The 10,253-nt window shown below is 52.4% G+C and carries 7 protein-coding genes, 1 tRNA gene and 1 other annotated feature; all 8 genes read left to right on the top strand.

Annotated features, from left to right (window positions below; genetic code table 11):
• Window positions 1-243 precede the first annotated feature (243 nt).
• The 8 genes from FYJ78_RS07105 to uvrB all read left to right on the top strand — a co-directional run bounded on the left by FYJ78_RS07105 (window position 244) and on the right by uvrB (window position 10,247).
• On the top strand, window positions 244-1,296 hold the full coding sequence (locus FYJ78_RS07105; protein WP_154620700.1) for an IS30 family transposase: 1,053 nt from the start codon (window positions 244-246) through the stop codon (window positions 1,294-1,296).
• A 124-nt stretch (window positions 1,297-1,420) separates the two neighbouring features.
• Window positions 1,421-1,496 (top strand) — tRNA-Asn (locus tag FYJ78_RS07100).
• 91 nt (window positions 1,497-1,587) lie between these two features.
• Window positions 1,588-2,277: a tRNA (adenine(22)-N(1))-methyltransferase gene (locus FYJ78_RS07095; protein ID WP_154620699.1), complete on the top strand. Its 690-nt coding sequence runs from the start codon at window positions 1,588-1,590 to the stop codon at window positions 2,275-2,277.
• Window positions 2,271-3,074, top strand: a complete 804-nt coding sequence (locus tag FYJ78_RS07090; RefSeq protein WP_154620698.1) for a Nif3-like dinuclear metal center hexameric protein — start codon at window positions 2,271-2,273, stop codon at window positions 3,072-3,074. The genes FYJ78_RS07095 and FYJ78_RS07090 overlap by 7 nt, the downstream gene beginning before the upstream one ends.
• A gap of 36 nt (window positions 3,075-3,110) precedes the next feature.
• Window positions 3,111-4,052, top strand: coding sequence for a YitT family protein (locus FYJ78_RS07085; protein ID WP_154620697.1), 942 nt, complete (start codon window positions 3,111-3,113; stop codon window positions 4,050-4,052).
• A gap of 47 nt (window positions 4,053-4,099) precedes the next feature.
• Window positions 4,100-4,304 (top strand) — a binding site (T-box leader).
• 45 nt (window positions 4,305-4,349) lie between these two features.
• A complete protein-coding gene (leuS, locus tag FYJ78_RS07080; protein ID WP_154620696.1) occupies window positions 4,350-6,830 on the top strand; it encodes a leucine--tRNA ligase in 2,481 nt (826 codons plus the stop codon).
• Between the two features lie 149 nt (window positions 6,831-6,979).
• On the top strand, window positions 6,980-8,059 hold the full coding sequence (locus FYJ78_RS07075) for an HD-GYP domain-containing protein (protein WP_328597670.1): 1,080 nt from the start codon (window positions 6,980-6,982) through the stop codon (window positions 8,057-8,059).
• Window positions 8,060-8,213: 154 nt separating this feature from the next.
• Complete coding sequence (gene uvrB / locus FYJ78_RS07070) at window positions 8,214-10,247, top strand: excinuclease ABC subunit UvrB (RefSeq protein ID WP_154620695.1); 2,034 nt, start codon at window positions 8,214-8,216, stop codon at window positions 10,245-10,247.
• The last annotated feature ends 6 nt before the right edge of the window (window positions 10,248-10,253 follow it).

The raw sequence follows: 10,253 nt of genomic DNA, 5'->3' as shown, positions 1-10,253 counted from the left end.
TTCTGATGTGGTATGATAGACATGGCGATCGGGTCTCCTTTTGTAGAAGTTTGTTGCAACCAATATTCTACGGGATTCGGTCGCTTTTGTATATCCCTCCAGTCTCACATCTATTGTAAACCTACAGATTTTTTGGATTAAATGGGCGGATTGTATAATTAAGTTGAACACTTAAAAATCCATAGCGAACCCTTGTGGTAAAATGTAGTTGCACAAAAAACACAACCACAAAGGAGAATCGCTATGGATCAAAATCATTTTACCACGGATACGTTACGCAAAAAAGGGGCTCATTTAACTTTTGAGGAACGAGTCATGATCCAAACGCGTCTCCGCGACAAGCAATCGTATCGGAGCATAGCCCGTGAGATTGGGTGCTGTGTCAATACGGTACGCAACGAGGTGAAGCGTGGCAAGGTTCTTTGCTATAACGGCAAGGTGGAACGCTATCGCGCAGCAGACGGGCAAAGCACCTATGAGGCGCATCGCGAAAACTGTGGTCGCAAATGCGACGCCGTAGCAAAGGGAGCATTCCTCGACTATGTGCAGAAGAGACTTCAGGAACATCACTGGTCGCTCGATGCCTGCTTTGGCAGGGCACTGGTTACGGGAGAATTTCAACGTGACGAGATGGTCTGTACGAAAACCCTGTACAACTATGTCACGCTGGGCCTCCTAGGGAAAATCAAGAGTATTGACCTACCCTTGCGCGCCAAACGGAAAAACGCCAGGAAGCGGGTTCGTGAGCGTAAGAAGAAGTTCGGTCGTAGTATAGATGAGCGCGATCCTTCTGTGGATGAGCGTCAGGATTTCGGGCATTGGGAGTGTGACCTTGTACTGGGATCTCGCTCAAAGGACGAAGTACTGCTGACTCTGGTTGAGCGCAAGACACGCTGTTCCCTCATCAGAAAACTGCCCAACAAGGAAAGTGCCTCTGTAATAGCAGCCTTCAGAAAATTGAAGTATGGAATGTTCCGCGACTGTTTCAGCCGAGTGTTCCTCAGCATTACGACAGACAATGGCAGCGAGTTTTCTAGCCTGTCGGAGCTAGAGAAACTAAGTCACACACGGATCTATTATGCGCATCCGTACTGCTCCAGCGACAAAGGTACGAATGAGAATCACAACGGCTTATTCCGTCGATTTCTTCCCAAAGGGAAGAAAATCCAGGATTACCCAGTGGAACACATTTCCAGAGTAGAGTGCTGGGCCAACACCCTGCCAAGAAAAATACTCGGCTATAAGACACCCGAGGAGTGCTTTAGGGAAGAAATGCTTGCAGCACTTACTGCATAAAGGTTCGCCGGGTGTTCAACTTATTATTGCAATTCGGGTTTGGATTAAATGATGATAAATTCTTGACAAAAGAAAAAGAATCTTTTATAATATTTTATGTTGATGTGAAAGCATTAGATGATATTCCTCGATAGCTCAGCCGGTAGAGCACCTGACTGTTAATCAGGCTGTCGCAGGTTCGAATCCTGCTCGAGGAGCCAATTGAAATGTTGAGGGTGTAACGCTTGTTACGCCCTTTTTCTTATGTTAAGATAAAATAAAAGGGAAAAAGGCGAAAGGGGAGCATGTTTCATGAAGCTGGATGCCCGCTTGCAGGCCGTAGCTGATTTTGTGCCGATGGGGAGCCGTGTGGCGGATATCGGCACGGATCATGGATACCTTGCCGCAGAACTCCTGCGGTCCGGCCGGGCAAAATATGTCATTGCCAGTGATAAAAATGCCGGGCCGTATGAGGCGGCAGTGCGTACCATACGCGAATATGGTCTGACCGATGAAGTAGTTTCGGTGCGTCAAGGCGATGGCTTGAAAAGCCTTTCCTCTGGTGAAGTGGATACGGTCTGTATTGCCGGGATGGGCGGGACTTTAATGATTGAGATACTGAAAAGTTCGCCGGATATCGTGGCAAATCTGGATGTACTGGTGTTGCAGCCTCAAAGCGCTTCAGCGGATCTCCGACGATGGCTGTACCAGAATCATTGGCATATCGCGGACGAATCGCTGGTACTCGATGACGGGCGGCTCTATGAAATCATCCGGGCAGAACGCGGACAGCGGACTCTGCCTGAGGCAATTCTTCTTGAGATAGGCCCGGTCCTCTGGCAGAAAAAGTCTCCGCTTTTGCGTCATCATATCGAAGCGCTGCTCTTTCAGGAACGACGTGTTGCCGTTGGCATGGCAAAAAGCGAAAAAGCGAAACAATCCGGGAAATATCAGGAGATTATTCGCCACATCAGAGAATTGGAGGCGCATTTATCATGGTGAAATGTCGGGCGGTTATGGAGGCACTGGAGCGTATTGCGCCGTCGTATTTAGCGGAAGACTGGGATAATCCGGGCCTGCTTGTTGGCAGTCCCGGAGGTGAGATCCGACGTATCCTCGTCTCGCTCGATGTCAGTGATGCGGTCGTGCAGCAGGCCGTTTATGAGGGGGCTGATATGATCGTTGCGCATCATCCGCTGCTCTTCAAGCCGATCAAATCGATTCGCACCGATGAACCGCTGGGACATCGCCTGCAGCTTTTGCTGCGGCAGAACATCGCTGTGGCAGCGGCACATACGAATCTGGATATTGCGCGTGGCGGAGTCAATGATGTGCTGGCAGCGGCCATTGGTCTTAGTTCGATTTCAAATTTTGTCATTACCCGGCAGAATGAACCGGGAGACGAGGAGAGTCTCGGGCGTATTGGCCTTTTGCCGCAGCCGATGACGATACGTGCTTTTGCTGCACAGGTTCGCGATGCTCTGCCCGTTGAGTATGTACGTCTTGTCCAGGCCGGAGATCGTCCCGTGCGCAAGGTGGCCCTTTGCAGCGGTTCCGGGGCTGATTTTATCGGCAGGGCTGCTGCTATGGGGGCGGATGCTTATGTTACGGGAGATGTGCGTTATCATGATGCGCAGCATGCCGCAGAACTCGGTTTGCATGTGATCGATGCCGGTCATTTCGGCACGGAATACCCGGTGGTCGCCGCACTGGCTGAACGGCTGCGCGGGGCGTTCCGTCCGGGACAGGTTGAAGTGATTTCTGACTGTGCTGCCAAAGATTTTTTTTCGCTGGTCTGATGACCGAGGGAGCTTTTTCCGGAAAGGATGGTACTCATGGGGCGGAATATTTGGCGAAAGCATGTGCTGCGTTATCTGCAGATTACGCTCGGCTGTCTGCTGGTCTGTCTGGGGTTTAATCTGTTTCTGATTCCCGCTCACCTCCTGACGGGCGGCATCAGCGGCGTTGCTTTGATTATCTACTATCTGACAGACCTGCCTGTTGGCCTGCAGAACCTCGTTTACAATCTGCCGATTCTTTATCTGGCCTATCACGTATTTGGACGGCTCTATGCGGCTGATACGATTTTTGGTACGGTGGTGCTTTCTGTTATCCTCGATGCAACCCATTTTCTTGTCGACTGGAGTATTTGCTCGGATCCTATGCTCAATGCCATCTTTGGCGGCGTGCTTGCCGGCATCGGGTTTGGTATGGTATTCCGTGCGAATGCCAATACAGGGGGACTGGATGTCATTGCTGCCGTTGCCAAGAAATATTATTCTTTGGATGTCGGCACCGTTGTATTCCTGCTGAATTTCTTCATCATTATGGGGTCTGTCGCTTTGTTTGGCATAGAGTTTGCCTTATTTAGCGTTGTCTCGATCTACGTGACGGCGGAACTTACGAATCGTGTTGCCGCCGGCTTAAATCGTGAAAAATCCATTGTCATCGTTTCGCCGCAGGCGAAAGCAATATGCAGCGATATCATGGAACATGTACACCGCGGCGCGACGTTTCTCGATGGCCGCGGCGGTTTTGCGGAAGAAACCAAGAGCATTCTGTTTGTTGTCGTAAGTCTTACACAGGTCAGCAGAGTCAAAACCATTGTGGATCATCATGATCCGCAGGCGTTTATGATCGTATCGGATACCTCGGAGGTATCGGGAAAGGGATTCACTCTGGACTGTGAAAGCTATGAAGATGCGCGCCGAAAATGGCAGCAGACGCATGAGAAACAGCAGGCATTGGCGAATACGCATCAGAGAAATGGGAAATAGTTGACGGCAGATGATTTCCCTGCTATAATAAGACCATATGTAAACACGTAAATCCGAGGATGCAGAGCATTAGGTGCAGGACGTCTCAAGAGAGCCGGCGGCAGGTGGGAGCCGGTGACGGGAAGCGCTGAACTCGCTGCGGAGGAGCGGCCGGGGAGCCTTCGAGCGAAACGGCCGACGCCTGCCACGTTACGGCACCGAGAGGATGCGCTTGCATCAAGCAGGGTGGTACCGCGAATCATCGTCCCTGATCGTCACATGACGGTCAGGGATTTTATTTTTTAGGAGGCAATGGACATGGAAAGATATTCGTCGCAGGACATCGAGTCAAAATGGCAGAAGAAGTGGGAAGAGGGCAAGGTCTACAAGACGGAGGCTGATGCTAGTCGCCCGAAGTACTATGCGCTCGAGATGTTCCCGTATCCGTCGGGCAACCTGCACATGGGCCATGTGCGCAACTACGCCATCGGCGACGTCATGGCGCGCTACAAGACGATGGAAGGCTTCAACGTCCTGCACCCGATGGGCTTCGACTCCTTCGGCATGCCGGCCGAGAACGCGGCCATCAAGCACGGTGTCAAGCCGGCCGACTGGACGTACAGCAACATTGAGAACATGGAGAAGCAGCAGAAGAAACTCGGCCTCTCCTACGACTGGGACCGCGAGGTCAAGACGTGCGATCCCTCGTATTACAAGTGGACACAGTGGCTCTTCGAGCTCTTCTACAAGCGCGGCCTCGCCTACAAGAAGAAGGCTTCGGTCAACTGGTGCGACACCTGCGGCACGGTCCTCGCGAACGAGCAGGTCATCGACGGCAAGTGCTGGCGCTGCGACCATGAAGTCCACAAGAAGGATCTCTCGCAGTGGTTCCTCAAGATCACGGATTACGCCGATGTGCTCTTGAAGGACCTCGACAAGCTCAAGGGCTGGCCGGAGCGCGTCAAGACGATGCAGGACAACTGGATCGGCCGCAGCGAGGGCTTGGAGTTCCAGCTCGAGGCGCCGGAACTCGGCACGTCCATTGCGGCCTACACGACGCGCCCCGATACGGTCTACGGCATCACTTTCCTCGCGCTCGCTGCCGAGCATCCGCTCGTCGACAAGATCTGCGAGAACAATCCGAAGGCCGAGGAGATCCAGGCCTTCGTCAAGCGCACGCGCAACCAGAGCGAGATCGAGCGCACGTCGAGCGAGTCCGAGAAGGAGGGCATCTTCACGGGCGCTTACTGCATCAACCCGTTCAACGGCAACAAGGTGCAGATCTGGGTCACGAACTACGTCCTCGCCGACTACGGCACGGGCGCTGTCATCGGCGTTCCGTCCGAGGATTCGCGTGACTGGATGTTCGCGACGAAGTACGACATCCCGAAGATCATCACATTGCAGCCGCGCGACCACGAGCTCAAGCTCGAGGAGATGACAGAGGCCTACACGGACAAGGACGGCGTGCTTGTCAACTCGGCTGAGTTCACGGGCCTCGATATCAAGGAAGCCATGAAGGGCATCATGGACAAGGCCGAGAGGGAAGGCTTCGGCAAGCGCCGCGTCAACTTCCGCTTGCGCGACTGGCTCATCTCGCGCCAGCGCTACTGGGGTGCGCCAATCCCGGTCATCAACTGCCCGCACTGCGGCGAAGTCCTCGTGCCGGAGAAAGACCTGCCGGTCATGCTGCCGGAGGATGTCTCGTTCGATCAGGGTTCGCTGTCGCCGCTGGCATCGAGCGAGAGCTTTGTCCACTGCAAGTGCCCGAAGTGCGGCGCCGATGCGACGCGCGAGACGGATACGATGGACACGTTCATCTGCTCTTCGTGGTACTACCTGCGCTACACGGACCCGCACAACGACAAGGAGCCGTTCGCCAAGGACAAGGTCAACTACTGGGCACCTGTCGACCAGTACATCGGCGGTATCGAGCATGCCATCCTGCACCTCCTGTACTCGCGCTTCTTCACGAAGGTCCTGCACGACGCCGGCCTCGTCGATTTCGATGAGCCGTTCACGAATCTCCTGACGCAGGGCATGGTCCTCAAGGACGGCTCGAAGATGTCGAAGTCGAAGGGCAACGTCGTCTCGCCGGAGGAGATCATCGCGAAGTACGGCGCCGACACGGCCCGCCTCTTCATTCTGTTTGCCGCACCGGTCGACCGCGACCTCGAGTGGAGCGATCAGGGCGTCGAAGGCTCGTACCGCTTCCTCAACCGCGTCTGGCGCATCCTCGGCCACTTCGAGGATGCTATCAAGGCCGGCAAGCCGGACTACGATGTCACGAAACTTACGAAGGAAGAGAAGGACTTGCGCCGCGTCCTGCACGTGACGATCCGCAAGGTCACGGAGGATGTGCGCGACCGCTTCATGTTCAACACGGCCGTCTCCTCCATCATGGAGCTCGTCAACGCCTTCTATGCGTTCCAGGACAAGGAGCTCAATGCCGGTCTCGCGCGCGAAGTCGCCGAGAACCTCATCAAGCTCTTGGCGCCGTTTGCCCCGCACATCACGGAAGAGCTCTGGAGCTGTCTGTTCGAGGGGCAGGGAAGCGTTCACCAGCAGAAGTGGCCGGTTTGCGACGAGGCTGCCACGAAGCTTGCGGAGATCGAGATCGTCCTGCAGATCAACGGCAAAGTCCGCGACAAGATCACGATACCTGCTGACACCGACCGCGAAAGCATGGAGAAGATCGCCATGGGCCTGCCTCGCACGAAGGAACTTACGGACGGCAAGACGATCGTCAAGGTCATCTGCGTGCCGAAGAAACTGGTCAATATTGTGGTTAAGGGCTGATTGTCTTTGGAAGGAGCACGGTTTTTGCGCCGTGCTCTTTTCGTTTTGTATACCTGTACGAATAAATAGGAAATATGATATAATACAACTATTATCAAGGAATGAATGGCAGTGAGGAAGGGACACTGTTTCGGGAAGGATGATACATAGTGTTGAAGGCATATGCGATCGAAAATCTTCGTGAGGGAATGATTGTCGGGCGGGACGTTCTGGATCATGATATGGGGATCTTAATCGGGGCTGGAACGATTTTGACAAAGGAACTGATTTACAGCTTGCTTGATCGGCCGATTTTTTCGGTTTATATTGAAGAATCGGAAGCGCCGATTGAGATTCCGGGCAAAGAACACCTGCTAGATGATGATTACATGCGGTGTTATGAAACGGTCTATGAAAAGCTGGGAAAGATTTTCGAATCGGTGGCTGCACGTGGCGAATTTGACGCAGCGGTGTTGCAGGAAATTATGGATGAAAGGAATCTTCGGGAGCTCTGCGATGGCTCCAAGGCCGTTTCTCAGATTCATAATATGACCCGGGAGGGAAGTTATCTTGTAAACCATTGCCTGCATGTCGGGATTTTGGCGGGGCTGATGGGAAAATGGCTGAACTGGTCGATGCTGGACCGGTATAATCTGGTGATCGCTGGATTGTTTCTTGACATCGGCAAGATGAAAATTTCGCCGGATATTTTGGAAAAGAAGGGAAAACTGACGGACAGTGAGTTCGAAATCATCAAGCGTCACACGCAGTATGGCCATGAACTTATCGTCAGAACGACATTGGGAACCAACCGGGATATTTTGGATGGAGTTATGCAGCATCATGAGCGGTGTGATGGTTCGGGGTACCCGAGTCATTTGAAAAAAGGGATGATTTCCCGATTTGGCCGATTGCTTGCTATTCTCGACATCTATGATGCCATGGCGGGAGACCGGGTCTTTGCCAAACGACGTTCTCCATTTGATGTGTTCGCGATTTTGTATGATGATATCTTGAATGGAAAGCTGGATACGGAATATGGTGTGTTCTTCCTTAAAAATCTCTGCCATTCGCTGAACGGAAGCTGGGTGCAGCTCAGCAACGGGGAGCAGGGGCGTATCGTTTATATCGATGAGAGCCGTGTCACCTCGCTGCCTGTGGTTCAGACGGCGAGCGGTGAATTTATCGATTTGAATACAGAGCGCGGGGTAAAAATCGAATCCATTTTGACGGCCAGCGAGGTCGGTTAAAATTGCTGACAGCCTGTGAGCGGCTGTCGGAACAAAAAAAGAATGCGGTATGGCCGGAAATATGGCCGGGTACAATGGCGTTTGCCATTGTACCCTTTTTGGTTCTGCGGTATAATGAAGGTCATACATTCGATATGATCCGGGAGGGATTGTCATGGCGATGGTGCCAAAGCTGAATACCATGCAATGGGATAAGGAAATGCCGTTTCAGGTGACGGCGCCGTTTGAGCCAATGGGCGACCAGCCTCAGGCCATTGAAGATCTGGCGCAGGGGATCCGAAACGGTCAGGAAGCACAGGTCCTTTTGGGGGCGACTGGTACAGGAAAGACCTATACGATTGCCAAGGTGATTGAAAAAGTCCAGAAGCCGACGCTCGTTATTGCGCATAACAAGACATTGGCGGCTCAGCTGGCCAGTGAGTTTAAAGCCTTCTTTCCCAATAATTATGTCGGTTATTTTGTCAGTTATTACGATTATTATCAGCCGGAGGCATATATTGCCTCGACGGATACATATATCGAAAAGGATGCTTCAATCAATGATGAGATCGATGAATTGCGTCATTCTGCGACGTGTTCGCTGTTTGAGCGGCGCGATGTCATCATCGTAGCTTCGGTGTCCTGCATTTACGGCCTTGGCTCGCCGGAAAGTTATCATGAAATGGTTCTGTCTCTTCATAAAGGACAGGAAGCGGATCGTGATGCCATTTTGCGCAAGCTGGTTTCCATTCGCTATGAACGCAATGATATTGCCTTTGAGCGCGGCAGGTTCCGGGTGCGCGGAGATGTGATTGAAATATTCCCTGCCGGGTATAACAATCGGGCAGTGCGCATTGAGATGTTTGGCGATGAAATCGACCGCATGGTGGAGTTTGATGTGACGACGGGCGAAATTCACGGGGAACGAACTCATGTCATGGTCTTTCCTGCTTCTCATTATGTTACCGAAGAAGAGGATATGAAGATTGCCATGCGGGATATCCGTGCGGAGATGGAAGAACAGGTCCGTCAGTTTCGGGAACAGGGCAAGTTGCTCGAAGCGCAGCGCATTGAACAGCGTACGAATTACGATCTGGAAATGATGCAGGAAATGGGCTATTGTTCGGGAATTGAAAATTATTCGCGTCATTTGACGCACCGCAAGGCAGGGGATGCACCGTATACCCTGCTGGACTATTTCCCGGAGGATTTCCTTATCGTTATGGACGAATCGCATGTTACGCTGCCTCAGCTTCATGCCATGTATGCCGGAGACCGCAGCCGTAAGGTATCTTTGGTTGAAAATGGTTTTCGGCTTCCTTCTGCCTTTGATAATCGTCCATTGACTTTTGAAGAATTTGCGGCACGCATCAATCAGATCATTTATGTATCAGCGACGCCGGGCAGGTATGAGCTCAGTAAAGCGCAGCAGGTTGCACAGCAAATTATTCGTCCGACTGGATTGCTGGATCCGGAGATCGAAGTGCGGCCGCTTGACGGCCAGATCGATGATTTGCTTGCGGAAATCCGGATTCGCATTGGCCGGAATGAGCGCGTGTTAGTCACGACCCTGACAAAAAAAATGGCAGAAAATCTCACGGATTATTTCAAAGAGACGGGGATAAAAGTACGTTATCTTCATTCCGATATTGCGACAATAGAACGGGCGGAAATCATTCATGATCTGCGCGCCGGAGAATTTGATGTGCTGGTCGGAATCAATCTGCTGCGAGAGGGCCTTGATATGCCGGAAGTGTCCTTGATTGCGATTCTGGATGCGGATAAAGAAGGTTTTTTGCGTTCGGATACTTCGCTGATACAGATCATAGGACGTGCCGCCCGCAATGCGAACGGCCATGTCATCATGTATGCTGACACTGTGACGGACTCGATGAAACGCGCAATGGAAGAAACGGAACGGCGCCGTGAAATTCAGGATGCTTACAATAAGAAGCACGGTATCGTTCCCAAAACCATTGAGAAGCCGATTAAGCCGCTCATTGAGACGACGCTGGTCGCAGAGGAAAGCGGTTCCTATGCCGTCCGCAGGGGCAGTAAAAAGCTCACGAAAAAGGACAAGGAGAAACTGATCAAGACGCTGACACGTGAAATGCAGCAGGCATCGCGGGCCTTGGAATTTGAGCGGGCTGCTGAGCTTCGTGATATGATTCTTGAATTGAACGGGACGTTGCCGCCGGCGAACGCATGAGGCAGG

The sequence above is a fragment of the Wylensekiella montiformis genome, from assembly GCF_009697385.1.
GTDB lineage: Bacteria > Bacillota > Negativicutes > Selenomonadales > Selenomonadaceae > Selenomonas_A > Selenomonas_A montiformis.
Note: the sequence above shows the minus strand (reverse complement) of the source record. Positions and strands in the feature narration are given on the sequence as shown.

Coding starts and splice junctions, on each gene's coding strand:
- FYJ78_RS07095 (WP_154620699.1), top strand. CDS start 1,588: ATGAAGCTGGATGCCCGCTTGCAGGCCGTAGCTGATTTTGTGCCGATG.
- leuS (WP_154620696.1), top strand. CDS start 4,350: ATGGAAAGATATTCGTCGCAGGACATCGAGTCAAAATGGCAGAAGAAG.
- FYJ78_RS07090 (WP_154620698.1), top strand. CDS start 2,271: ATGGTGAAATGTCGGGCGGTTATGGAGGCACTGGAGCGTATTGCGCCG.
- FYJ78_RS07105 (WP_154620700.1), top strand. CDS start 244: ATGGATCAAAATCATTTTACCACGGATACGTTACGCAAAAAAGGGGCT.
- FYJ78_RS07085 (WP_154620697.1), top strand. CDS start 3,111: ATGGGGCGGAATATTTGGCGAAAGCATGTGCTGCGTTATCTGCAGATT.
- uvrB (WP_154620695.1), top strand. CDS start 8,214: ATGGCGATGGTGCCAAAGCTGAATACCATGCAATGGGATAAGGAAATG.